Raw genomic sequence first — 23,630 nt, forward strand, 5'->3', positions numbered from 1 at the left:
GTGTCTGCGGTCGCGGCGTCCCCGCTGGTGGGGCAGGGTGCTGGGTGCATCCCCGGCCGGCACAGGAGGGCAGCAGTGAGCGAGACGAGCGACGCGAGCGACGCGACAGGGGGCCGGAAGGCCAAGGGGGGCCGGAAGATCCCCCGGCCGACGCCGCGCGACGTCGTCTCCGGCTTCGTCACCGGCCTGTTCTCCATCCCTGAGGGCATGGCGTACGCGACGGTCGGCGGGTTCTCCGCCCCGATGGGTCTGTGGTCGGGCGCGGTGCCGACCGTCATCGGCTCGGTGTTCTCTCGCACGGTGCTGATGGTCACGACGCTGACCAGCGCCATCGCGCTGTCGGCCAAGAGCGTGCTCACCGACGCCGGCCTGGACCCGGGCGACGTGGGCGCCGTCGCCGCGCTCACCGTGATCGTCGGGCTGTGGATGCTGCTGCTCGGGCTGCTGCGGCTCGGGTCGGTGATGTCGTTCGTGTCGACGGCGGTGATGACGGGCTTCACGGCGGGCATCGCCGTGCAGATCGTCGCGGGCGTGGTGAAGGACGCCACGGGGTACACCCCGGAGTCGCACAACACGATCGCCAAGCTGGTGGAGGCCGTGGTGCACGTGGGCGACTGGGACGGCCCGACCGTCGCCGTCGCCGTCGCCACCGTCGCCGCGTGGGCGGCCCTCAGCCTGGTGCCGCGGCTGAGGAAGACGGCGACGCTGCTGTCCCTGCTCGTGGTCACCGTCGTCGTCGCGCTGCTGGGCACCAAGGTCGAGCTCGTCTCCGACATCGCGGCGATCCCGCGCTCCCTGCCGCCGTTCACGCTGCCGGACGTCGGCTCCCTCGGCCCGCTCGTCTCCGGCGGGCTCGCGATCGCGCTGGTCGCCCTGGCGCAGGCGGCGGGCATCGGCGCCGCCGTGCCGAACCCGGACGGGTCGCGCACCGACGTCTCGAAGGACTTCACCGCGCAGGGCCTCGCCAACGTGGCCGGCGGCTTCTTCGGCGCCCTCCCCACCGGCGGCTCCCTGTCCCGCACGGGCGTCGCGACGAGCGGCGGCGCGCAGACCCGCTGGGCCGGCATCTTCTCCGGCGTGTGGCTCATCGTCATCGTGCTGGCCGTGGGGCCGCTGGCCGGGTACATCCCCATGGCCGTGATCGGCGGCCTGCTGCTCGTCATCGGCGGCGAGCTGGTCGTCGGGCGCTGGGCCGACGTCGTGCTCGTGTTCCGCACGTCGTGGCTCTCCGCCGCGGCGCTGGTCGTGACGTTCCTCGCCACCACCCAGCTCCCGCTGCAGCAGGCGATCTTCCTGGGCGCCGGCCTGTCCATCGTGCTGTTCGCGGTGCAGGCGGCGAAGCGCGGCCGCATCGTCGAGCTCGCCCCGACGGGCGACGGCGGCTTCCGGGTCGCGGACGCCCCCGCGACCCTGCCGAGCGGGCGCACCACCGTGCTGCACTACATGGGCTCCGGCTTCTTCGCCGAGGTGAACCGCCTCGAGGAGGAGTGGCCGCACACCGCGGAGGTCCACGACGCCGCCCTCGTGATCTCGCTGCGGGGGTCCGTGGGCATCCCGTCCACCACGTTCCTCAAGTCGCTCGACCGGCTCCTGGACCGCTGGCACGACCACGGCGTCGAGGTGGTCGTGTGCGGGGTCCCGGACGCCCTCGCCCGCCGGTTCGCCGCCGGCGGCGTGTCACGACGGCTGCAGGACTCCGTCATCCCCGAGTCCGAGGTGCTCTTCGACGCCGTCCGCGAGGCCTACGACCTCGCCGAGCGGCGGCGCCGAGAGGGCGCCGCCTCGCCCTGATCGATCACCGCCCCCCGCATGGCGACGGCGGCCCGCGGAAACCGCCGGGCCGCCGTCGTCGTGGTGGTCAGGGTGCGACGACCTCGAAGTTGGCGTCGGGCTTGCCGAGGACGGCCGCGAGGCGTGCCAGGACGCCGAGGTCGCCGGTGTGCTCGAGGTCGCTCGCCGGGGCCCCGGCGGCGATGCCGAGCAGCTGGCGCTTGGTGAGCGTCAACGCGAGGTCGGCGCCGTCGGCGCTCTCTTCCCCCGGCTCGGTGACGAGGACGCCGTTGGACAGCGTGGTGCGGTAGCGCGCGTCGGCGTCGGTGAAGTGCCAGTCGATGACGAAGTGCTCGTCCCAGGCCTTCGGGCCGTCGACGCGGATCGCGAGAGTGTCGAAGATCTGCTCGAGGGTGAGCGCCACCGCCATCCCGCTGCCGAAGTCCATCTCGGTCCTCAGGACGCCGTGCCGCAGCTCGTGCGCGCCGACGAGGTAGAAGTTGCGCCAGGTGCCGTTCTCGGCGCCGTGCCCCAGCCGCTCGAGCACGTCCGCGAGCGCCGCCTTCGCGTCGGCCGACTCCGGCGCAGCGAACACGGCGTGGCTCAGCAGCTGCGCGGCGAACCGCAGGTTGCCGTTCTCGGCCTGCTCGCGCCCCTTGGCGATCGTCGCGTCGAGGCCGCCGATCGCCTCGACGTACGCGGCGCCCGCCTCCGACGGGGGCAGCTCCCACAGGTGCGCGGGGTTGCCGTCGAACCAGCCGAGGTAGCGCTGGTAGATCCCCTTGACGTTGTGGCTCACGGAGCCGTAGTAGCCGCGAGCGTGCCAGGCGTTCTCGAGCGCCGGGGGGAGCTGGATCCGCTCGGCGATCTCCGAGCCGACGAGGCCTTCGTTGAGCATCCGCAGGGTCTGGTCGTGCAGGTAGGCGTACAGGTCCCGCTGCTCGGTCAGGAAGGTCACGATGTTCTCGGTGCCCCAGGTGGGCCAGTGGTGCGAGGCGAACGCGACGTCGGCGTCGCGGGCGAACAGGCGGATCGCCTCGCCGATGTAGCGCGACCAACCACGTGCGTCGCGTACCTCGGCGCCGCGGAGGGTGATCAGGTTGTGCAGGTTGTGGGTCGCGTTCTCCGCGAGGCACAGCGCCCGGCGGTCGGGGAAGGCGAAGTTCATCTCGGCGGGCGCCTCGGTTCCGGGCGTGATCTGGAAGACGATCCGCACGCCGTCGAGGGTCAGCTCCTGGCCGGTCTCCGTGATGTCGACCGTGGGCGGCAGCAGGGACACCGTGCCCATCGACGCGGTGAGCCCGAGACCGGTGCTGACCAGGCCCTCCGGCCCCGTCGGCAGGGCGGCACCCGTGTGGTACATCCCGCGGCGGGTCATCGCCGTGCCCGCGTACACGTTCTCCGAGACGGCGTGCTCGAGGAACCCGGCCGGCGCGACGATCGGGACGTCCGCGCCCTCGGGCACGACGCCCGCGACGCCGCCGAAGTGGTCGACGTGCGAGTGCGTGTAGATCACGGCCACCACAGGCCGCTTACCGCGGTGCGCCCGGTAGAGGTCGAGCCCGGCCTTCGCCGTCTCGACCGACACCAGCGGGTCGATGACGATCACGCCGGTGTCGCCCTCGACGAGGGTCATGTTGGACAGGTCGAGCCCACGCACCTGGTAGATGCCGCCGGTGACCTCGAAGAGCCCGTTCTTCTGCACCAGCTGCGACTGCCGCCACAGCGAGGGGTTCACCGTGGGCGGGCAGTCCCCTGTCAGGAAGTCGAACCGGGTGTTGTCCCACGCGACACCACCACCCGGCCCGGCGATCTGCGGAGGGTCGATCGTGGCGATGAAGCCCCGGTCCGCGTTCTCGAAGTCGGTCCGGTCGTCCCAGTCCAGACCCGGGTTGTCTTCCACGAATCCCATCGGTGCGCCTCCTCGGCTGTTGAGAAACCAGGGTCAGAGTGCCGTGATGCCGTCGCCGATCATCTTGGCGCCGATGACGAGCAGCAGGACGGCCATGATCACGGCGTTGTTCTGGACCATCCAGGTCTTCAGGCCGTCGAGGACGGCCGCGGCGCGCTCGCCCATCGCCAGGTAGATCACCAGCGGCGTGACGACGCCGGCGCTGGCGATCAGCGCGAACACGACGGCGGCCACGACCTGGGCGTTCGTGTCGCTCGGGGCGGCGGCGGCGATCGCGGCACCGCCGGAGACGACGAGCAGCAGGTTCTTCGGGTTGACGGCGCTCAGCAGCACCGCGAGGCCCAGGGCCTTGCCGGGCGTGAACCGGTCGATGGCGGCCATCCACTTCGGGGTCTCCGGCTCGACGCCCTCGCGCGGCCGCCCGCGCCACTGCTTCACCGCGACCAGCAGGAGCAGCAGGCCCAGCACGATCTTGACGATCGCCGCCCACAGCGGCGTGCCCTCGTCGTCCGGCACGGCGGAGCCGGCGAGCACCGCGACCAGGCCGACGACGACCAGCACCGCCACGAACCAGCCGACCAGGAACGCCGCGGCGTTCGCCTTCGCGCGCTCGCTGACGAGCATCAGCACCACCGCGACGATCGGCAGCGGGCTGATGAGCACGCCCACCGCTACCGGGAGGGACTGACCGATCGCTGCACCCACGTGTTCTCCTCGTCCCGGTGGTCGACGGCGCCGCGGGTGGGCGCCGCCGCTCAGACGGTAGGCACGCGCCCCGGGATCCGCTCGTCGAACGGGACGTCGCGACGTCACAGCACGAAGGCGCCGTTCACCGCGCGCCCGCGGGCACCCGGTGCCACCCTGGCGCCATGCCGAGCACTCCGAAGCCAGCCACGCCCACGATCGCCGCCCAGCAGCAGGAGGTGCTCCGCACCCTGCCGTTCGCCGACACCCAGGACTTCGAGGACGCCACGCGCGGCCTCCTGGGCAAGCGGACGCCGAACGCGATCACCAACGCCGAGGGCGCCGTCGTCTGGGACAACGACACCTACGACTTCATCCAGGGCGACGCGCCCGACACCGCCAACCCCAGCCTGTGGCGGCAGTCGAAGCTCAACGCGGTCCAGGGGCTCTTCGAGGTGGTGCCCGGCATCTACCAGGTGCGCGGCTTCGACCTCGCCAACGTGACGTTCATCGAGGGCGACACCGGCGTCCTCGTCCTCGACCCGCTGGTCACCGAGGAGACCGCCGCCGCCGCGCTGGCGCTGTACCGCGAGCACCGCGGCGACCGCCCGGTGACGGGCGTGCTGTACACGCACCCGCACGTCGACCACTTCGGCGGCGTGCGCGGCGTCACCACGCAGGAGGACGTCGACGCCGGCCGGGTGCCGATCGTCGCGCCGGCGGAGTTCACGGAGCACGCCGCGTCGGAGAACGTGTACGCGGGCACCGCGATGGCCCGCCGCTCGGCGTACATGTTCGGCGCGGCGCTTGCTCGCGGCCCGCAGGGCGCGCTCGGCACGGGCCTGGCGCAGACGGTGGCGACCGGCAACATCACGCTCATCGCCCCGACGCTCGACATCACCGAGACCGGGCAGACCGAGACCATCGACGGCGTCCGGATGGTGTTCCAGATGGCGCCGGGCACGGAGGCGCCGGCCGAGTTCCTCGTCTGGTTCCCCGACCACAAGGCCCTCTGCTCCGCCGAGGACGCCACGCACACGCTGCACAACCTGCTCACCCTGCGCGGCGCCCTCGTGCGCGACCCGCACGCCTGGGCCGGCTACCTCACCGAGACCATCGACCTGTGGGGCGACGAGGTCGAGGCCGTCTTCGCGTCGCACCACTGGCCCACCTGGGGCAACGAGCGTGTCGTGAAGTTCCTCTCCGAGCAGCGCGACCTGTACGCCTACCTGCACGACCAGTCCCTGCGCCTCATCAACCAGGGCTGGACGGGCATCGAGATCGCCGAGTCGCTGAAGCTCCCGCCGGCCCTCGAGAACTCCTGGCACGCGCGCGGCTACTACGGCTCCGTGAGCCACAACCTCAAGGCCATCTACCAGCGGTACATGGGCTGGTACGACGGCAACCCTGCTCACCTGTGGCAGCACCCGCCGGTCGAGCAGGGCAAGCGGTACGTCGAGCTCGCGGGCGGCGCCGACGCCATCGTGGACAAGGCGCGCGCGTCGTTCGACGGCGGCGACTTCCGGTGGGCGGCGGAGATCCTCAGCCACGTCGTCTTCGCGCAGCCCGACCACGCGGCGGCCCGCGAGCTGCTGGCGGACACCTTCGAGCAGCTCGGGTACGGCGCCGAGAACGGCGTGTGGCGCAACATCTACCTCTCGGGCGCCACCGAGCTGCGCAGCGGCAAGTTCGGGACGCCGACGGTGTCCGCGTCGCCGGACGTCATCTCCGCGCTCACCCCGGAGATGCTGTTCGACGCCATCGCGATCCAGGTCGACGGACCCCGCGCGTGGGACGAGAAGCTCACGATCGACGTCGTGCTCACCGACACGGACGCCCGCTACCGGCTCCGCCTCGCCAACGGCGCCCTCACGCACAGCGCCCGGCCGCAGAAGGGCGACGCCGACCTCACGCTCACCACGACGTCGCGCGCGCTGCCCGCGCTCGCCCTCGGCGGCGTGACCCCGGACGGGCTCGCCGAGGCCGGCATCCAGGTCGACGGCGACGTCAGCGTGCTCGGCCGGCTCACCGCCGTGCTCGACCCGGGCGACCCGGACTTCTCCATCGTCACGCCCTGACCTGCATCGCCGCGAGCGCCCCGTCCGACCTGCTCGGGCGGGGCGTTTCGGCGCGCGCGAGCGCCCAGCCGGTGCCAGCCTGGCGCCATGCCGAGCACACCGAAGCCAGCCACGCCCACCATCGCCGCCCAGCAGCGTGAGCTGCTCGGCAGGCTTCCCTTCTCCGACACCCAGGACTTCGACGACGCGTCCCGGGGCTTCCTCGGCCGCCGCACCCCGAACGCCGTCACGAAGGACGACGGCACCGTCGTCTGGGACAACGACACGTATGCGTTCCTCGAGGGCGACGCCCCGGACACCGTGAACCCGAGCCTGTGGCGGCAGTCGAAGCTGGTCGCGGAGCAGGGCCTGTTCGAGGTGGTCGAGGGCATCTACCAGGTGCGCGGGTTCGACCTGTCGAACGTCACGTTCATCGAGGGCGACACGGGCGTCATCGTGCTCGACCCGCTGATCTCGACCGAGACAGCGGCCGCCGCCCTCGCGCTGTACCGCGAGCACCGCGGCGACCGCCCCGTCACCGGCATCATCTACACGCACTGCCACGTGGACCACTTCGGCGGCGTCAAGGGTGTCACCACGCAGGAGGACGTCGACGCGGGCCGCGTGCCCGTGCTGGCGCCCGCGGACTTCACGGAGCACGCCGTCGCGGAGAACGTGTACGCGGGCACGGCGATGGGCCGCCGCGCGGGCTACATGTACGGCGCGGCACTCGCCCGCGGCCCGCAGGGCCAGGTCGGCGCCGGCCTGGGGCAGACGACGTCCACCGGAACCGTCACGCTCATCGCCCCGACGCTCGACATCACGACGACCGGGCAGGAGGAGACGGTCGACGGCGTCCGCATGGTGTTCCAGATGGCGCCGGGCACCGAGGCCCCGGCCGAGATGCTCATCTGGTTCCCGGACCACAAGGCGCTGTGCGCGGCCGAGGACGCCACGCACACGCTGCACAACCTGCTGACGCTGCGCGGCGCCGTCGTGCGCGACCCGCACGCCTGGGCCAACTACCTCACCGAGACGATCGACCTGTTCGGCGCGGACGTCGAGTCCGTCTTCGCGTCGCACCACTGGCCCACCTGGGGCAACGAGCGCATCGTGACGTTCCTGTCCGAGCAGCGCGACCTGTACGCGTACCTGCACGACCAGACGCTGCGCCTCCTGAACAAGGGACTCGTGGGCTCCGAGATCGCCGAGCAGCTGCCGCTGCCTCCGGCGCTGGAGAACGCGTGGCACGCGCGCGGCTACTACGGATCGGTGAGCCACGACATCAAGGCGATCTATCAGCGGTACATGGGCTGGTACGACGGCAACCCCGCGCACCTGTGGCAGCACCCGCCCGAGGAGCAGGGCAAGCGGTACGTCGAGTTCATGGGCGGCGCGGACGCCGTGGTGGAGAAGGCGCGCGCGTCGTTCGACGCCGGGGACTTCCGTTGGGTGGCGGAGGTGCTGAGCCATGTCGTCTTCGCGCAGCCCGACCACGCCGGGGCGAAGGAGCTGCTCGCCGACACGTTCGAACAGCTCGGGTACGGGGCGGAGAACGGCACGTGGCGGTCGGTGTACCTGTCGGGCGCCACCGAGCTGCGCAGCGGGAACTTCGGCACGCCGACGCAGACCGCGTCGGCGGACATCGTCGCGCACCTCTCCCCCGAGATGCTGTTCGACGCCCTCGCGATCCAGATCGACGGCCCGAAGGCGTGGGACCACCGCGTCACGGCCGACGTCGTCCTCTCCGACGCGGCCGCGCGCTACCGGCTCCGGCTCGCGAACGGCGCGCTCACCTACAGCGCCCGGCCGCAGCCCGACGCCGCCGACGTCACCATCACCACGACGCGGGCCGCGCTCCCTGCCCTCGCGGGAGGTCTGGACCCGGCGCGGCTGGCCGCGGCGGGCATCGAGGTCTCGGGCGACACGGCCGCGCTGGCGAAGGTGCACGGCATCCTCGACCCGGGCGACCCGGACTTCGCCATCGTCACGCCGTGAGCTGAGGGTCCCTGACCTCAGGGACCGCCACCCCCGGGACGAGGGGGCGGGCGGGGAGCAGCCGGTCGACGCCGACGATGAGCAGCCCGAGCACGTAGAAGGCGCCGCCGTAGACCACCAGGTTGATCCCCAGCCCGCCCCACCCGAGGGCGTCGAGGTCGATGAAGCCGTACGGGTACGCGCTGCCCGGGCTGAGCTGGCCGCGCAGCAGGATGAATCCGAAGTACAGCACCGGGAACAGCATCCACAGCCCCGCGTGGCGCAGGCGGGCGCGGCGGTGCGGGTCGAGCAGCAGGAAGTCCAGGACGACGGCGATCGGCAGCGCCCGGTGCTCCACCTGCCCGTCGGTCAGGCCGAGGAAGACGGCGGGCGCGTCCGGCGACTCGGGCGCGAGGACCAGCCACGCGACCAGGCCCGTGATCGCGGCGGCCAGGGTCACCAGCCCCTTCGCCCACACCGGCGGCTGCTCCCGGCGCAGCAGCGTCGCGACGCCCGCCCATCCGAACACCGCCACCGCGAGGAAGCTGGTCAGGTTGGTGAAGTACACGAAGCCCTCGACGTCGCCGTCGCGCCAGATGGCGCGCGTGCCGACGAGGCCGAGGACGGCGACGAAGAGCCGGAACAGGCCGACGATCACGAACATGGGCGTAGTGAACCAGACCGGGCGGCCACGGCGGCACGTCGTCCTCGGGGCTCGTCCTCAGAAGACCAGGATCGCGACCAGCCCGGCGAGGCCGAGCAGCGCCGTCCCCGCGCACATGACCACGATCCGCCGCCCGTGCCGCAGCCGCGGCTCCTCGGCGCCCAGGTGCCTTGCCGTGTGGTGCGCGTGCCGCCGGGCGAACCACCACAGCGGCGGCGTGAGGACGAGGCCGACCGCGGCGGCGAGCGCGAACGACGACAGCCCGTCGACGCCCGGCAGCGTCTGCCACGCCACCGCGCAGGCGGCGGTGAACGACAGGAGGGTGCGCCGCCACGCGAGCGAGGTGCGCTCCACCTGCAGGCCCCGGTCTCGTTCGGGGCCGACGAGCGGCGGGTCCAGCGGCGGCTCGGCCATCGCGGTCAGTGCAGCAGCAGCGCGAGCAGCACGAGGATGCCCACGACGGTGATGGTCAGGACCAGCACGAACCCCGTGATCGCGCCGGGCAGCGGCCCGTGCTCCCGCATCGCGCGCTCGGAGCGGGCCCACTCCACCGCCGCGGCCACCGGCACGACGGCGCCCGCCACGAGCAGCACGACCGCCGCGGTGAGACGCAGGTGCGGCTCCATCGGCAGGTCCAGCGTCTCGAGCGCGGTGCCGCCCGCGATCAGCCCGAGGGCGGTGCGCAGCCACGCCAGGATCGTGCGCTCGTTGGCGAGGGAGAACCGCGGGTCGGGCTCCGTGCCCTGCTCGTAGACCCACCGGGGGAAGCGCTCGCGGCTCACGAGGCCCGAGCCTATCGACCGCCGCGGGGCACGTCGCGGCGACGGCGGCGTGGGGGCGGGCGTCGGGGGCGGTGGCTAGGTTCGGGCGCATGACCCTGCGCGCGGACTTCCTGGCCCTGCACCGCCCCGGCGACCCGCTCCTGCTGCCGAACGCCTGGGACGCCGGGTCGGCGCGCCTCCTCACCGCGCTCGGCTTCGCCGCCGTCGCGACGACGAGCAGCGGGTTCGCCGCGACGCTCGGCCGGCCCGACGGCGCGACCACCCGCGAGGAGACGCTCGCCCACGCCGGCGCGCTCGCGGCCGCCGTCGACGTGCCGGTGAGCGCCGACCTGGAGAACGGCTTCGCGGACTCCCCCGCGGGGGTGGCGGGCACCGTGACCGAGGCCCGCGGGACCGGCCTCGCGGGGTGCTCGGTCGAGGACGCCACCGGGCGCGCGGACCAGCCCCTCTACGCCCGGCCCGCCGCCGTCGAGCGCGTGGCCGCCGCGGCCGAGGCCGCGGGGGACCTGGTGCTCACGGCGCGCTGCGAGAACCACCTGCACGGCCGGGACGACCTCGCCGACACGATCGCGCGGCTCCAGGCCTACCAGGAGGCCGGCGCCGACGTGCTGTACGCGCCCGGGCTGCGCGACGCGGCCGCGATCGCGACCGTCTGCCGCGAGGTGGACCGGCCCGTCAACGCGCTGCTCGTCGCGGGCGGCCCGACGCCCGCCGAGCTGGCCGCCGCGGGGGTCGCGCGGGTCTCCGTCGGCGGCACGTTCGCCTGGAACGCCCTGTCCGCGCTGGTCGACGCCGCCCGCGAGCTCCAGGCCGGCGGCGTCGGGTTCCTCGACCGCACCGGCCCGGCGCGCGAGGTCATGCCGCGGGCGTTCCGGGGCTGACGCGCGCTCAGAGCGCGGCGGCGAACGCCCGCACCAGCGGGTGGATCGGGCGCCCGGCCGACGCCCCGATGTGCGGCTGGAAGAGGCTGGCCACGAAGAAGGGGTGGTCGGCGAGCTCGAGCACCTCCGCGCCGGCGTCGTCCGCGACGGCTCCCACGACGACGCCCACCGCCTCCAGCGCCGCGACGGCCTCCGCCGTCGGGGCATAGCCACAGAAGTGCATCCCGGCGAACGGCTCGCCCACCCACGACGCGAACCGCGTGCCCGGCACCGGCGTCACGACGCGCTCCTCGCCGTACAGCGAGCATGCGAGCGCCGCCACGACGTTGTCGTCGGCCTCGCCGTCGGACTCCGCGTGCGTCGCGGCCCTCCCCAGCAGGCTGCGCGTGAGCTCGACGACCGCGTACTGCATCCCGGCGCACGTGCCGAGGAACGGGATCCCGCCCTCCCGGGCGGCCGTGATCGCGCGCAGCACGGCCGCCTCGTCGGCGTACGGCGAGCCGGGCACGAGCCAGATCCCGTCGTACGCGCGCACGTCGAACGGTGTGTCGGTGGGCACCCACACGGCCTCCACGCCGAGCTCGTCCGCGAGGCGCGGGACGAGGGCGGCGAGCTCCCGGTGGCTGGTGTGGTCTCCGTGGTCGCCGAGCAGCGCGAGGGTCACGGCGCCACGGTAGCGCAGCCCGTTCCCCATGGTCAGGGCCCCATGGTCAGGGCCCCGCGGTCAGGGCACCAGGCGCTGGGTGATCACCGACCCCTCGGGCCCGTGCTGCACGCGCGCGAGCGCACCGTTCACCAGCGCGAGGTACGGCGGCACGTGCCCGCACTCGACGTCCGCGAGGATCGGGATCCCCAGGTCACCCAGGGCGTCGCGGGCGGCGTCGTGCAGGGTGAACCCCTCCGAGTCCGGCGCGTGCGTACGGCTGATCAGCACCGCGTTCGCCGCGTCGAACCAGCCCGCGTGCCGCATCGCCCACAGGGCCCGGCCGACCTCGAGCGCCTCCCACTCGAGGATGTCGAGGTACACGACCAGGCCCTCGGGCGCGTGCTCCGTCGCGAACCGGGCCACGTCGCCGTACGGCGTGCCCGCGAGCAGGGAGACGGTCTCCAGGCAGCCACCGATCAGCCGCCCCTGGACGTCCACGGGCGCGCCCGGGTCCTCGCCGTCGAGCCGCAGCCACGCGCCCTCCGCGTCGAGGGTCCAGGTGTGGACCTGCGGGTCCTGCTCCCAGTCGTCCCAGCCCGACGAGCGGTACCGCCGCGGCGAGCGCTGCACCAGCTGCCCGCCGTCCTGCGCCGAGGCGGCGACGTCCCACCAGCCGACGATGCCCTCCGGCACGTCGTAGGGCGTGTCCATGAGGTTCTGGCCGTGCAGCGTGGCGACCCCGGTGCGCAGGGTGAGCGGCAGCTGCAGCGTCGAGATGTCCGAGTACCCGACCAGCCACGTCGGGTCCGCGCCCAGCGCGTCCCAGTCGAGGCGGCCCAGCAGGTCCGTCGCCAGCTCCCCGCCCCACGGCGGCACGACGGCACGCACCGCCGGGTCGGTGAGCATCGCGGTGAGCTCCGCCGCGCGCAGGTCCGCCGGTGCGCTGACGACCCCGTCGCCCGACGGCGTGGCTCCCACCTGCACGTCGTAACCCTTCGCGCGCACGACGTCGACGGCGTGGTCCAGCCGCGGCAGCAGCGGGGCGGGCACGCCCGACGACGGCGCGGTCACGCCGATCGTGTCGCCGGGGCGCAGGGGGCGGGGGTAGCGGATCGTCATGACCGGACCTTGCCCGACCCGACGGCTCCGCGGCAACGGCATTCGGCGGCCGCGACGGTTGTCCACAGGCGGGGCATCGGGCCTGGTGCGAGGCGTGAACCTTCGCTAGGCTCGAACACGTGTTCGAGCCCTTCTCGAACCGCCGACCGACGACGAGGGGGTGAGGCGCGCATGTCCGCTGCGGTGCTCGACGGCGCGGTCGACGACCTTCCGGTCGTCACCACGCCCTGGGACGACGCGCTCTCCCCGCCCGGACCGACGACGGTGCACGACGTCTCGGCCGCCCTCGACGACGTGGCCCGCCTCCAGTCGCGGATCGACGCGCTGGAGGGCGAGAAGCTGCTCGCCGTGGAGCGCGCCCGGCGCGCAGCCGTGCGGTGCGAGCCCGACCTCCTGGCGGGCGAGGAGCTGCGGGTGCTGCGGGCGGGCACGGCGCGTCGGCACCAGCTCGCCCGGCGGGCGTTCGTCGCGGACGTCGCGACCACGCTGCGACTGAGCGAGCGGGAGGCGGACCACCTCGTCGAGACGGCGCAGACGCTCACCTCGTCGGGATCCGCGACGCTAACCGAGCTCCGCCGCGGCCGGATCGGGGCCCGCCACGCGACGGCGATGGCCGACGTCCTCGCCGACCTCCCCGACGCCCAGGCCCGCGCGGCCGTGCAGGCCGAGGCGCTGCCGCGGGCCGCGACGGCCACACCGGCCCAGTTCCGCGCCCACCTGCGCCGCGCCCGCGACCGCGCACACCCCGAGCCGTTCACGCTGCGGCACGCGAGGGCGGCGGCGAAGCGCGGCGTGTTCGTCGACCCCGCCGCCGACGGCATGGCCTGGCTCAGCGCCTACCTCCCCGCCACGACCGCCCACGCGGCCCACGACCGGCTGACGACGGCCGCTCGCACCGCCCGCGAGGCCGGCGACCCGCGCACGGTGGCCCAGCTCCGCGCCGACGCATACGCCGCCCTGCTACTGGCGGACGCCGCCCCCTCGGCCGCGGCGCGACCCGGGTCTGCGACCCCTGCCGTCACCGGCACCTCCGCAGGTGCGCAGCCCGGCGCAGGCCGTGCAGGCCGTGCAGGCGAGTCGGCGGGCGCGCCCGCGGGCGAGGCAACGGCGTGCCCCGTCCCGGACCTCGCCGACCATGCACGTCGGATCGTCCCCCGCGTGCAGATCACCGTGCCGGTGATGGCGCTGCTCGGCCGCTCCGAGGACGCCGCCGAGCTCACGGGTCACGGCGCGATCGACCCGGAGGTCGCGGCGTTCCTCACCGCCCGGGCGCCGTCGCTGCGCCGGCTGCTGGTCGACCCGGCGTCGGGCGAGCTGCTGTCCGCCGACCCCGGCACGTACACCGTCCCGGCGGCGCTGCGCGTCTACCTGGAGGCCCGCGACGGCACCTGCCGCTTCCCGGGCTGCACCCGCGCCGCCGCCCGCTGCGACGTCGACCACACCGTCGCGTGGGCCGACGGAGGGCGCACGACCGCGGACAACCTGGCTCATCTGTGCCGCCGACATCACGTGCTGAAGCACGAGACCCGCTGGCGGACGCGGCAGGAACCGGACGGCACCCTCGTGTGGACCTCACCGACCGGACGAGTCGCCCGCGACCCCGTCGCCGACCCCGTCGACCTCACCGGTCGGGAGCTGGTCCCACCGGAGCCGCCGGACCCACTGGGCTCAGCGGACCTACCAGGCTCAGCGGACCTACCAGGCTCGGCGGACTGGGCGCCGGAGCTGGGCGACCCACCGTTCTGAGCCGTCACCGCGCTCGGGTCGTGCCGTCAGAGCATCCCGCGCTCGCGGGCGACGGCGGCGGCCTCGGTGCGGGACTGCGTGCCCAGCTTGGTGTTGATGTGCGCCAGGTGGGACTTCACGGTGGCGACGGAGACGAACAGCTCGCGCGCGATGGCGTCGTTCGACCGGCCGGCGGCGACGAGGCGCAGCACCTCGAGCTCGCGGGCGCTGAGGGTCTCGCCCGGCGACCGCATACGGCCGAGCAGGCGACGCTGCACGTCGGCCCCGAGGGTGACCTCGCCGGCGGCGGCGGACCGGATGGCGCGGGCGAGCTCCTCGGTGGGCGCGTCCTTGAGCAGGTAGCCGGTGGCGCCGGCCTCGACGGCGGCGAGGATGTCGGCGTCGGTGCCGTAGGTGGTCACGACGAGCACGGGGGTACCGTGCCGGTGCACGACGGTGCCGGTCGCCTCCGCACCGCCGAGCCGGCTCCGCCCCGGGCCCGCGTCGCCGAACCTCAGGTCCAGCAGCACGACGTCCGCGCGGCCGCCGTCGTCGAGCCAGGCCAGGAGGTCCTCGGCGGTGCCGGTCTCGTGCACGACCCGCATGTCCGGCTGGCCGTCGACGACGGCGCGCAGCCCGGCGCGCACGACGGGGTGGTCGTCGGCGAGCACGACGTCGATCACGGGGCGTCCTCCGTCCTGTCCACGGGCAGCGTGACCGCCAGGGCGGTTCCCGCGCCCGGCGAGGTCTCGAGCGTGACGGTGCCACCCAGCTCGTGCGCGCGCGACCGGACGGAGGGCAGGCCGAAACCACGCCCGGACGCTCCCGCGGCGGTCGCGGCGACCTCCGGGTCGAACCCACGACCGTCGTCCACGACGTCGAGGGTGACGGTGTCCCGCTCGTACGTGAGCGTGAGGCGGGCGCGGCCGGCGCCCGAGTGCTGCACCACGTTCGCGAGCGCCGACTGGGCGACGCGCAGCAGCGCCGTCTCGACAGGCACGGGCAGCGGCCGCACGTCGCCGACGGTGTGCACGGACACGTCCAGCGGCTGCCGCTCGGCGACGCGACGCAGGGCCGCGACGAGGGTGGTGCGGTCGAGGTCGGGCGGCGTGAGGTCCTGCACGACGCGGCGCGCCTCGGCGAGGCTGTCGCGGGCGGCCCCGCGCGCCTGGTCGACGAGGTCGTGCGCCCTGTCGTCGTCGGTGCCGACGGCGTCGTCGGCGGCCCGCAGCAGGAGCTCGATGGCGGACAGCGACTGGGCGAGGGTGTCGTGGATGTCGCGCGCCAGGCGCGCCCGCTCGTCGGTGACGGCCCGGTCCCGCTCGGCCTGGGCGAGGTGCTGGCGCACCTGGGTCAGCTCGTCGACGGTCCGCTGCCGCGTCTGGGACTCGCGCACGAAGGCCTCGATCCCCAGCACGACGCCGACGGCCACGGCGCCGCCGAGCACCGGGCCCAGCACGAAGCCGGTCCAGGGGTCGTCGGCGTCGGCCTGCACGAGCAGCCCCTCGGCGACGGCGAGCGCCGTCGTCACGGCCACCGCGACGACGCCGCGGTGCGGCCCGAGCACGTGCATCTGCAGGATCATCAGCGGGAACGCGAGCCACAGGGCGGCGGGCGAGAGCCAGAGCAGCACCACCCACGGGAGCAGGAGGGCGGCGATCCACGCGGTGTCGGGCCACCAGGCGCCGCGCGGGGTGTCGACGGCCCGGTCGTGCACGCGCACCGCCCGGCGTCCGACGACGTACACGGCGACGAGCACGGCCGCGACGACCACCGAGGGCCACGTCCGCCCCGGCGGGGCCTGCAGCACCGCGACGACGGCGAGCGCCGCGAGCAGGACGTCGAGCCCCAGGATGAGGGCGCGCGTCGCCGACGGCTGGGGGTGGCGGATCACCCCGTCCACGGTAGCCGGACGGGGCGCGGGCGCATCGTCCGAAAGGTGGAGCGGGCGGACCGTCCTTCGGCGCCGCAGGATCACCCCGGGTCCCGATGATCGCAGGCGCCCCGACGCGGAGGCTGGAAGCAGTCCGGAACACCCGTCCTGTGGAGGTCATCTCGTGTTCGTCGCCCTGCGCGATCTGAAGCATGCCCGCGGCCGCTTCGTCCTCATGTCCGTGGTGATCGTGCTGATCACCTTCCTCGTCACGTTCCTCGCGTCGCTCACGGCGGGCCTGGCCCGGGAGTCGACGTCGGCGGTGACGGACCTGCCCGCCGACCACCTCGCCTTCTCCATGCCGGCCGCCGGCGACGACCCGGAGTTCACGGCGTCGCGCGTGACGCCCGACCAGTGGGAGGGCTGGGCCGACGCGCCGGGCGTCGAGTCGGCAGAGCCGTTGGGCCTGGCGACGACACGCGCCGCCTCGGACAGCACGACGGCCTCCGTCACGGCGCTGGGCGTGGCCGACGGCTCCACCCTGGTGCCGGGCGGTGGCCACGTCGACCCGGGCACGGTCGTGCTCACCCCGGGCGCGGCGGATGCCCTCGGCGCGAGCACCGGCGACACGGTCACGCTCGGCGGCGCCGAGCTCACGGTCGCGGCCACGGTCGACGCCGACGAGTCGTTCTCCCACACCCCGGTGGTGTGGACCACGCTCGACGACTGGCAGGCGGTCGGCGCCCGCGGCGCGGCCGGCGGCGACGACGTCGCGACGGTGGTCGCGCTCACCACGGCGGACGACGGCCTGACCGACGCCGCCCTCACCGACACCGACGCCGCCCTCGGCACGACGACGGTGACGACGTCGGACGCCCGCTCGGCGGTGGCGTCGTTCGCCGGGGAGAACACGTCGCTGTCGACGATGCAGGCGTTCCTGCTGGCCATCTCCGCGCTGGTGGTGGGCGCGTTCTTCACGGTGTGGACGATCGGCCGCTCCGGCGACATCGCGGTGCTCAAGGCGCTCGGCGCCTCCACCCGCTACCTGCTGCGCGACGCTCTCGGCCAGGCGGCGGTGCTGCTGGTCGGCGGCGTCGCGGTCGGCACCGCGCTGACGGTCGCGGGCGCGTCCCTGCTGCCCGACGTCGTCCCCGTGGTCGTCACGACCGCCACGACGCTCGTGCCCGCCGTCGGCCTGGTGCTGCTGGGCCTGGTGGGCGCGGCGGTCTCGGTCGCCCGCATCACCCGCATCGACCCGCACGCCGCGCTCGCGGCGCGCTGACCCGCCCCCGACCACGCCTGCCGCCGACCTACGCCACCCCTGGAGGATCCCGATGGACCTGCACCTCGACCACATCACCCTCGTCTACCCCGACGGCGACGGCACCCTCACGGCCGTGGACGACGTCGACCTCGCCGTGCCCGCCGGCACGACGACGGCGCTGCTCGGCCCGTCCGGGGCGGGCAAGTCGAGCCTGCTGGCGGTGGCCGCCGGGCTGACGAACCCGACCCGCGGCACGGTGCGGTTCGGCGACGACGTCGTCTTCTCCCCCACCACGACGGTCGCCGACGCGACCCGTGCCCGCCTGGACCGCATCGGCATGGTGTTCCAGTCGCCGCAGCTGCTGGGCTCGCTCACCGCCTTGGAGCAGCTGGAGCTGCACGCCCACCTGCGCGGGCGCCGGCCGGCGAGCGTGCGCGCCCGCGCCATGGAGCTGCTGGACGCCGTCGGTGTGGCCGACCACGCGGCCAAGCGGCCCGCGCAGCTGTCCGGCGGGCAGCGGCAGCGCGTCGCCATCGCGCGCGCCCTCGTCGGGCGGCCGGAGGTGCTGCTGGTCGACGAGCCGACGTCGGCCCTCGACCACGAGCGCGGCACCCGGGTGGTCGAGCTGATCACCGGCCTGGCCCGGGAGACCGGTGCCGCCACGCTGCTGGTGTCGCACGACGCGTCGACGCTGGCCAGCGTCGACGCCACCGAGCGGATGCTCGACGCCCGCCTCGAGGCGAGCACCCCCCTCGCCACGCTCTGACCGACCCGCACCACAACCCGGAGGAATCCCGTGCAGAAGCTCTACGTCGCCGCCATCGTCTACGCCGTGCTCGGCCTGGCCGCCGGCCTGTTCTACCGGGAGTACACGGTGGCGCAGGACTTCACCGGCAGCACCCAGCTGGCCGTGGCCCACACCCATCTGCTGGCCCTGGGCTTCATGGTGATGCTGATCGTGCTGGCTCTCGACGCCGTCCTGAAGATCTCGGGGACCCGGTCGTTCTCCTGGTTCTTCGCCACCTACAACGCCGGGCTGCTGATCGCGGTGGGCGTCATGGTCTGGCACGGCATGCTGCAGGTCCAGGGCCAGACGGACGTGAGCGCCGCCATCCCGGGGATCGCCGGGGTGGGGCACATCCTCCTCACGGTCGGTCTCGTCTCCCTGCTCGTGTCGCTGCGTCGCCCGGTGCGCCGGGCGGTCGAGCGGCGCTGACGGGCTCGCTGCTGACAGGCTCGGCGCGGCGGGACGCCCGCACGACGGCGCCCGCCGCGGCGAGGCCGAGCAGCAGGAACACGCCGGCGACGAGCAGCGAGCCCCGGGTCGCGTCGGCGAACCCGGCCGACAGCGCGTCCACGACGTCGGGCCCCTGCTCGCCGAGCGGCCCCTGCGTCCCCTGGGCCCGCAGGCCGGTGATCGCGTTGCCCGCGGACCCGCTCGTGGCGTCGGCGAGCTGCGCAACCTGGTCGTCGGGCAGGCCCTGGCCGTCGAGCGACGCCGGCACGGTGGTCGCGAGGAGCACGGCCAGGGCCGTCCCGACCAGGGCGGTGCCGAGCGCCGACCCCACCTGGCGCACGGTCGACTGCGTCGCCGACCCCTGGCCGGACTGTGCGGGCGGGACCTGCGCGAGCGTCGTGCTGGTGAGCTGCGCGGAGGCGAGCCCCAGCCCGACGCCGTAGACGACCAGCACCACGGCGAGCAGCCACGGCGAGACGGTGGGCGTCACGACGAGCGCGACCGCGCCGACGCCCACGACCTCGAGCACCAGGCCGATGACGACGACGAGCGGCGCGCCCACCCGCGCGGCGAGGTGGCGGGCCGACGCGCCGGACGCGAACGCGCCGAGCGCCATCGCGGCGAGCACGAGCCCGGCGCCCATCGTGGACAGGGCCAGCACGTTCACCAGGAAGAGCGGCAGCACGAAGATGATGCCGAACTCGCCCACGGCGACGGCGGTCGCCGTGACGTTGCCCCACCGGAACGTCGGGATGCGGAACAGGTCGAGGTCGAGCAGCGCGGAGCGGCCCACGCGGGCCCGGTGCCGCTCCCACACGACGAACAGGACCAGCAGCACCACCCCGACGGCGAGGAGGACAGGCACCGGGGACACCGGCGCGGACGTCGACCACGTCAGCCCGAGCACCTCCAGGTCCGCCTTCGGCGCCCACCACCCGAGCGTCTGGCCCTCGATGAGCCCGAACACCAGCGCGCCGAACCCCAGCCCCGAGAGCAGCAGCCCGTCGACGTCGAGTCCCGGCACGTTCACCGTCGTCCGCGTCTCGGGGACCCACAGGTACGCGCCCACCACGACGGCGACGCCGACGGGGATGTTGACGAGGAAGATCCACGGCCAGGTGAACGACGTCGTGAGCCACCCGCCGGCCAGCGGGCCGATCGCCGCCGCGCCGGAGATCACCGCGCCCCAGACGCCGAACGCCGCGGCGCGGTCCTTGCCCCGGAACGTCGCGTTGACCGTCGACAGCGTCGTGGGCAGGATCGCCGCCGCGCCCAGGCCCTGCACCAGGCGGCCGCCGATGAGGGCGCCGCCGTCCGAGGCGGCCGCGGAGAGCAGCGAGCCGACCAGGAACAGGGCCACCCCCACGACGAGCAGCCGGCGCCGCCCGAGCCGGTCGCCGAGCCGGCCCGCGGACAGCAGCAGCCCGGCGAGCACCACGGCGTAGGACGCGCTGACCCACTGGGCGTCGCTGAGCCCGAGGCCCAGGTCGGCCACGATGTCGGGGATCGCGACCGCCACGATCGTGCCGTCGATGACCACCATCGACAGCGCGACGGACAGCACCACCAGGGACCGCCAGCGGTTGTCGTGCACCCTCTCGTCGGGTCGGTCGTCGGGTCGGTCGTCGGTCGCGTCCATGCCCTGCCCCCCTCGGCTGCGATGTGCGCCGCGCTGCACCGCGCACGTCACGACACACTGTCAGGTCACGGCCCGGGGTGCTCCCCGTGGGGCTCCACCTTTCGGATGATTCCGGGCCGGCCGCCGCGCGCTCGCCCCCGTCGGCTGCGACGCTGACCACGAGGGACGCACGCCGGTCACCCCGTCCACCCGTCGTCGAGGAGAGGAGTGCCGATGCTCGCGCTCGCGATCGTCGTCATCACGCTGGCCCTGGTCTTCTCTACACCGTCGGCGTCTGGGCGGAACGCCTGCAGGGCACGCTGAAGCCGTGGCACGCGGTCGCGTTCGGCGTCGGCCTCGTGTGCGACGCCACCGGGACCGCCCTCATGAGCCCCATCGCCGACACCTCCGACGGCCCCGCCAGCGCCTTCGACACGGTCATGATCTGGACGGGCGGGCTGGCGATCGCGCTCATGGCCGTCCACCTCGTGTGGGCCGTCGTCGTGCTGGTCCGCGACCGCGAGGCGGAGAAGGCCAGCTTCCACCGGTTCAGCATCGTCGTGTGGGCGATCTGGCTGGTCCCGTACGTCACCGGCGCGATCGGCGCGATGACCGCGGGCTGACGCCGTGGCCCGCCGACGGTCCGCCGGCGGGCCGTCCGTCACCAGTCCAGCGGGTCCCGGGAGATCGGGCAGGTCATGCAGTGCCCGCCGCCGCGGCCGCGGCCGAGCTCGGCCCCGACGATGGTGATCACCTCGACGCCCGCGCGGCGCAGCGCCGCGTTGGTCAGCGTGTTGCGGTCGTAGGTGAAGACGACGCCCGGCTCCAGGGCGACGGCGTTGTTGCCGGAGTCCCACTGCTGCCGCTCGGAGGCGTACGCATCGCCCGCCGTCTCGACGACGCGCAGCCTCGGCAGCCCCAGCGAGCGGGCGACGACGTCGACGAACGGGGTGTCGCCCTCGTCGGTGACCTCGACGCCCGGCGCCTTGTCCGACGGCCGCAGGGTGAAGGCGTGGATGCCGTCGACGATCGTCGGGTGCACGGTGACGAGGTCGCGGTCGGCGAACGTGAACACGGTGTCCAGGTGCATCGCCGCGCGCAGCCGCGGCATCCCGGCCACGACGACCTGCTGCACGTCGCCGCCGTCGAACAGCGCCTTGGCGAACTGCGTGATGCCCTGCCGCGACGTGCGCTCGCTCATGCCGATCAGCACGGTGCCGTTCCCGACCGGCATGACGTCGCCGCCCTCGATGGTGGCCTGCGCCCAGTCCTGCTCCGGGTCGCCCCACCAGACCTTCGAGCCGGAGTACTCCGGGTGGAAGGAGTAGATCGCCTTCATCAGCAGCGTCTCGTCCTTGCGCGCCGGCCAGTACAGCGGGTTGAGCGTGAGCCCGCCGTAGATCCAGCAGGTGGTGTCGCGCGTGTACAGCGTGTTGGGCAGCGGCGGCAGCAGGTACTCCGGCGTCCCCGTGGACTCGCGGGCGAGGTTCACGTAGTCGCTGCGGAAGTCCGGGGGCAGGTCGTGGGTGGACAGCCCGCCGATGAGGAACCGCGACAGCTCGCGGTCGCTGAGCGAGTCCAGGTACGCGCGCGTGCCCTCGACGAGCCCCAGGCCCACCTGGTTCGGCACCACCTTGCGGTCCAGCAGCCAGTCCCGCGCCTGCGGGATCGCCATCGTCTGCGCCAGCAGGTCGTGCAGCTCCACGACCTCGACGCCCCGGTTGGTCAGCTTGTTGACGAAGTCGAGGTGGTCGCGCTGCGCGGACTCCACCCACATGACGTCGTCGAACAGCAGGTCGTCGGAGTTCGTGGGGGTCAGGCGCTCGTGCGCGAGCCCCGGCGAGCAGACCAGCACCTTGCGCAGCCTGCCGACCTCCGAGTGGACGCCGTGGGCGGGGGCGGACGGTGCGGAGGTCATGGGCAGAACCTTTCGGTCGGACGACGGACGGTGCGTTAGATCGAGATCCAGCCCGCGACGAGCCCGATCACGGCGAGCACGGCGACCGCGACCACCACGACGAACAGCACCAGCTCGGCGGGGCTGAAGACCCGGCGGCCCTGCTCACGACGGGTCATGACGAACAGGATCGTCGCGGGGGCGTAGAAGAGGAACGAGACCAGCACGAGGCTGAGGCCGGCGGCGAAGACCAGGAAGGCCGTGTAGACGGTCGCGAGGACGGTGACCACCAGGTCGCCGCGCAGGGTGGACGGCGGCGCGCCGTCGTAGGTCTCGCGGGTCGCCCGCAGCTTCACCGCGTAGAGCGCGGCGAGCAGGAACGGGATGAGCGTCATGACGGCGGTCATGTCGAGGGCGAAGTCGAACGCGTCCTCGGAGAAGTAGGTGAGGACCAGCACGACCGTGGACAGCGAGGTGCTGAGCAGCAGCGCGTTGACCGGGACGTCGCGATCGGTCTGCCGGGCGAGGAAGCGCGGCATGTCGCGGTCCTTGGCGGCGACGAACAGCACCTCGGCCGCCATGAGCGTCCACGCCAGGTACGCGCCGAGCACGGAGATGATGAGGCCGACGCCCACGAAGACGCTGCCCCACTCCCCGACGGCCGCCTCGAGCACGCCCGCCATCGACGGCTGGCGCAGCTCGGCGATCTCGGCCATCGGCATGATGCCGTACGACACGATCGTCACCGACGCGAAGATGGCGAAGACGCTGAGGAAGCCGAGGATCGTGGCGCGGCCGACGTCCTCGCGGCGCTTCGCGTGCCGGGAGTAGACGCTCGCGCCCTCGACGCCGAGGAACACGAACACCGTCACCAACATGGTGCCGCGCACCTGGTCGAACAGGGAGCCGGCGTAGTCGGCGCCGCCCCAGTTCTCCGCGAACGCGCTGGGGTCGAAGACGAACAGGGCCAGCAGGACGAAGACGATGATGGGGATGACCTTGGCGACGGTGACGATGCGGTTGATCGCCGTCGCCTCCTTGATGCCGCGCCGCACCAGCAGGAAGAACAGCCACAGCCCGACGGCGGACAGGACGAGCGCGAGCACCGTGTCCCCGGCGCCCAGGGCCGGGATCCACTGGCCCAGCGTCGACATGATGAGCACCCAGTAGGTGACGTTGCCGACGCACGCGCTGGCCCAGTAGCCCGCGGCGGCGAAGAAGCCGGTGTACTCGCCGAAGCCGGCCTTCGCGTACGCGTACACGCCGGCGTCGAGGTCGGGCTTGCGCATCGCGAGGCGCTGGAAGACGAACGCGAGCATCAGCATGCCCGCGCCCGCGACGACCCACGCGATGAGGGCGCCCATGACGCCCGTCTCCTGCGCGAAGCGGCGCGGCAGCGAGAACACGCCGGCCCCGACCATCGACCCGACGACCATCGCGGTGAGGGTGAGCAGCGAGACCTTCGTGGTGGCGGAGCTTCCCGTGGTCGCCGTCGTGCCCTCGTGCGCCATCCTTCGTGCCCTC

The 23,630-nt window shown here is 73.8% G+C and carries 21 protein-coding genes; 9 read left to right on the forward strand and 12 right to left on the reverse strand.

The window, feature by feature from the left end; translation table 11 throughout:
- The first annotated feature begins 75 nt into the window (after window positions 1-75).
- Window positions 76-1,791 carry a SulP family inorganic anion transporter gene (locus ACFWDO_RS07500; RefSeq protein WP_380323152.1) on the forward strand — a complete coding sequence of 572 codons (1,716 nt, stop codon included), beginning with the start codon at window positions 76-78 and terminating at the stop codon, window positions 1,789-1,791.
- A gap of 67 nt (window positions 1,792-1,858) precedes the next feature.
- Here ACFWDO_RS07500 and ACFWDO_RS07505 read toward each other — a convergent pair whose 3' ends face one another.
- Entirely contained in the window at window positions 1,859-3,682 is a 1,824-nt protein-coding gene (locus ACFWDO_RS07505) for an alkyl/aryl-sulfatase (protein WP_380346877.1), read from the reverse strand.
- A gap of 33 nt (window positions 3,683-3,715) precedes the next feature.
- Window positions 3,716-4,387 carry a GAP family protein gene (locus ACFWDO_RS07510; RefSeq protein WP_380315448.1) on the reverse strand — a complete coding sequence of 224 codons (672 nt, stop codon included), beginning with the start codon at window positions 4,385-4,387 and terminating at the stop codon, window positions 3,716-3,718.
- A 164-nt stretch (window positions 4,388-4,551) separates the two neighbouring features.
- Here ACFWDO_RS07510 and ACFWDO_RS07515 point away from each other — a divergent pair, with 164 nt between their 5' ends.
- Both ACFWDO_RS07515 and ACFWDO_RS07520 read left to right on the forward strand, forming a co-directional pair.
- The gene (locus ACFWDO_RS07515) at window positions 4,552-6,444 is read left to right on the forward strand and encodes an alkyl/aryl-sulfatase (protein ID WP_380315451.1); all 1,893 of its coding nucleotides are present in this window, start codon (window positions 4,552-4,554) and stop codon (window positions 6,442-6,444) included.
- An 87-nt stretch (window positions 6,445-6,531) separates the two neighbouring features.
- Entirely contained in the window at window positions 6,532-8,421 is a 1,890-nt protein-coding gene (locus ACFWDO_RS07520; RefSeq protein WP_380315454.1) for an alkyl/aryl-sulfatase, read from the forward strand.
- Here ACFWDO_RS07520 and ACFWDO_RS07525 read toward each other — a convergent pair.
- Genes ACFWDO_RS07525 through ACFWDO_RS07535 form a run of 3 tightly spaced genes read right to left on the reverse strand, consistent with a single transcriptional unit; the run spans window position 8,411 to window position 9,846 of the window.
- A complete protein-coding gene (locus tag ACFWDO_RS07525) occupies window positions 8,411-9,064 on the reverse strand; it encodes a Pr6Pr family membrane protein (RefSeq protein ID WP_380315457.1) in 654 nt (217 codons plus the stop codon). The two genes, ACFWDO_RS07520 and ACFWDO_RS07525, sit on opposite strands and share 11 nt — an antisense overlap.
- A 57-nt stretch (window positions 9,065-9,121) precedes the next feature.
- Window positions 9,122-9,478 carry a DUF202 domain-containing protein gene (locus tag ACFWDO_RS07530; RefSeq protein ID WP_380315460.1) on the reverse strand — a complete coding sequence of 119 codons (357 nt, stop codon included), beginning with the start codon at window positions 9,476-9,478 and terminating at the stop codon, window positions 9,122-9,124.
- 5 nt (window positions 9,479-9,483) lie between these two features.
- A complete protein-coding gene (locus ACFWDO_RS07535; RefSeq protein WP_380315463.1) occupies window positions 9,484-9,846 on the reverse strand; it encodes a YidH family protein in 363 nt (120 codons plus the stop codon).
- An 89-nt stretch (window positions 9,847-9,935) separates the two neighbouring features.
- Here ACFWDO_RS07535 and ACFWDO_RS07540 point away from each other — a divergent pair, with 89 nt between their 5' ends.
- Complete coding sequence (locus ACFWDO_RS07540) at window positions 9,936-10,727, forward strand: isocitrate lyase/phosphoenolpyruvate mutase family protein (protein WP_380315466.1); 792 nt, start codon at window positions 9,936-9,938, stop codon at window positions 10,725-10,727.
- A 7-nt stretch (window positions 10,728-10,734) separates the two neighbouring features.
- Here the strand turns inward: ACFWDO_RS07540 and ACFWDO_RS07545 are convergent, their stop codons facing one another.
- Window positions 10,735-11,391, reverse strand: coding sequence for a hypothetical protein (locus ACFWDO_RS07545; RefSeq protein ID WP_380315469.1), 657 nt, complete (start codon window positions 11,389-11,391; stop codon window positions 10,735-10,737).
- A gap of 60 nt (window positions 11,392-11,451) precedes the next feature.
- A complete protein-coding gene (locus ACFWDO_RS07550) occupies window positions 11,452-12,492 on the reverse strand; it encodes a S66 peptidase family protein (RefSeq protein ID WP_380315472.1) in 1,041 nt (346 codons plus the stop codon).
- Between the two features lie 171 nt (window positions 12,493-12,663).
- Here ACFWDO_RS07550 and ACFWDO_RS07555 point away from each other — a divergent pair, with 171 nt between their 5' ends.
- Window positions 12,664-14,238 (forward strand): DUF222 domain-containing protein, encoded by a 1,575-nt coding sequence (locus ACFWDO_RS07555; RefSeq protein WP_380315475.1) that lies wholly within the window; start codon window positions 12,664-12,666, stop codon window positions 14,236-14,238.
- Window positions 14,239-14,264: 26 nt separating this feature from the next.
- Here ACFWDO_RS07555 and ACFWDO_RS07560 read toward each other — a convergent pair whose 3' ends face one another.
- Window positions 14,265-14,900 carry a LuxR C-terminal-related transcriptional regulator gene (locus tag ACFWDO_RS07560; RefSeq protein WP_380315478.1) on the reverse strand — a complete coding sequence of 212 codons (636 nt, stop codon included), beginning with the start codon at window positions 14,898-14,900 and terminating at the stop codon, window positions 14,265-14,267.
- Window positions 14,897-16,111 carry a sensor histidine kinase gene (locus ACFWDO_RS07565; protein ID WP_380315481.1) on the reverse strand — a complete coding sequence of 405 codons (1,215 nt, stop codon included), beginning with the start codon at window positions 16,109-16,111 and terminating at the stop codon, window positions 14,897-14,899. The genes ACFWDO_RS07560 and ACFWDO_RS07565 overlap by 4 nt, the downstream gene beginning before the upstream one ends.
- Before the next feature lie 163 nt (window positions 16,112-16,274).
- On the opposite strand from ACFWDO_RS07565, the gene ACFWDO_RS07570 reads away from it, so the two are divergent.
- Genes ACFWDO_RS07570 through ACFWDO_RS07580 form a run of 3 tightly spaced genes read left to right on the forward strand, consistent with a single transcriptional unit; the run spans window position 16,275 to window position 18,570 of the window.
- Window positions 16,275-17,372, forward strand: a complete 1,098-nt coding sequence (locus tag ACFWDO_RS07570) for an ABC transporter permease (protein WP_380315484.1) — start codon at window positions 16,275-16,277, stop codon at window positions 17,370-17,372.
- Between the two features lie 52 nt (window positions 17,373-17,424).
- Entirely contained in the window at window positions 17,425-18,120 is a 696-nt protein-coding gene (locus ACFWDO_RS07575; protein WP_380315487.1) for an ABC transporter ATP-binding protein, read from the forward strand.
- Window positions 18,121-18,150: 30 nt separating this feature from the next.
- Entirely contained in the window at window positions 18,151-18,570 is a 420-nt protein-coding gene (locus tag ACFWDO_RS07580; protein ID WP_380315490.1) for a DUF2871 domain-containing protein, read from the forward strand.
- Here ACFWDO_RS07580 and ACFWDO_RS07585 read toward each other — a convergent pair.
- Window positions 18,500-20,230: a DHA2 family efflux MFS transporter permease subunit gene (locus tag ACFWDO_RS07585; protein WP_380315493.1), complete on the reverse strand. Its 1,731-nt coding sequence runs from the start codon at window positions 20,228-20,230 to the stop codon at window positions 18,500-18,502. The two genes, ACFWDO_RS07580 and ACFWDO_RS07585, sit on opposite strands and share 71 nt — an antisense overlap.
- Window positions 20,231-20,316: 86 nt before the next feature.
- Between ACFWDO_RS07585 and ACFWDO_RS07590 the strand changes: the two genes are divergently transcribed.
- Window positions 20,317-20,832, forward strand: a complete 516-nt coding sequence (locus ACFWDO_RS07590; protein WP_380315496.1) for an HsmA family protein — start codon at window positions 20,317-20,319, stop codon at window positions 20,830-20,832.
- 38 nt (window positions 20,833-20,870) lie between these two features.
- Here ACFWDO_RS07590 and ACFWDO_RS07595 read toward each other — a convergent pair whose 3' ends face one another.
- Complete coding sequence (locus tag ACFWDO_RS07595; protein WP_380315499.1) at window positions 20,871-22,127, reverse strand: arginine deiminase; 1,257 nt, start codon at window positions 22,125-22,127, stop codon at window positions 20,871-20,873.
- Window positions 22,128-22,162: 35 nt separating this feature from the next.
- The gene (locus ACFWDO_RS07600; protein ID WP_380315502.1) at window positions 22,163-23,617 is read right to left on the reverse strand and encodes a basic amino acid/polyamine antiporter; all 1,455 of its coding nucleotides are present in this window, start codon (window positions 23,615-23,617) and stop codon (window positions 22,163-22,165) included.
- Between the last annotated feature and the right edge of the window lie 13 nt (window positions 23,618-23,630).

It is taken from the genome of Isoptericola sp. NPDC060185, from assembly GCF_042728595.1.
Taxonomy (GTDB): domain Bacteria; phylum Actinomycetota; class Actinomycetes; order Actinomycetales; family Cellulomonadaceae; genus Isoptericola.

Bases quoted from the DNA above. Each gene is read 5' to 3' on its own strand.
- ACFWDO_RS07505 (WP_380346877.1), bottom strand. From the start codon at position 3,682: ATGGGATTCGTGGAAGACAACCCGGGTCTGGACTGGGACGACCGGACC.
- ACFWDO_RS07515 (WP_380315451.1), top strand. From the start codon at position 4,552: ATGCCGAGCACTCCGAAGCCAGCCACGCCCACGATCGCCGCCCAGCAG.
- ACFWDO_RS07520 (WP_380315454.1), top strand. From the start codon at position 6,532: ATGCCGAGCACACCGAAGCCAGCCACGCCCACCATCGCCGCCCAGCAG.
- ACFWDO_RS07525 (WP_380315457.1), bottom strand. From the start codon at position 9,064: ATGTTCGTGATCGTCGGCCTGTTCCGGCTCTTCGTCGCCGTCCTCGGC.
- ACFWDO_RS07530 (WP_380315460.1), bottom strand. From the start codon at position 9,478: ATGGCCGAGCCGCCGCTGGACCCGCCGCTCGTCGGCCCCGAACGAGAC.
- ACFWDO_RS07540 (WP_380315466.1), top strand. From the start codon at position 9,936: ATGACCCTGCGCGCGGACTTCCTGGCCCTGCACCGCCCCGGCGACCCG.
- ACFWDO_RS07550 (WP_380315472.1), bottom strand. From the start codon at position 12,492: ATGACGATCCGCTACCCCCGCCCCCTGCGCCCCGGCGACACGATCGGC.
- ACFWDO_RS07555 (WP_380315475.1), top strand. From the start codon at position 12,664: ATGTCCGCTGCGGTGCTCGACGGCGCGGTCGACGACCTTCCGGTCGTC.
- ACFWDO_RS07575 (WP_380315487.1), top strand. From the start codon at position 17,425: ATGGACCTGCACCTCGACCACATCACCCTCGTCTACCCCGACGGCGAC.
- ACFWDO_RS07585 (WP_380315493.1), bottom strand. From the start codon at position 20,230: ATGGACGCGACCGACGACCGACCCGACGACCGACCCGACGAGAGGGTG.
- ACFWDO_RS07595 (WP_380315499.1), bottom strand. From the start codon at position 22,127: ATGACCTCCGCACCGTCCGCCCCCGCCCACGGCGTCCACTCGGAGGTC.
- ACFWDO_RS07600 (WP_380315502.1), bottom strand. From the start codon at position 23,617: ATGGCGCACGAGGGCACGACGGCGACCACGGGAAGCTCCGCCACCACG.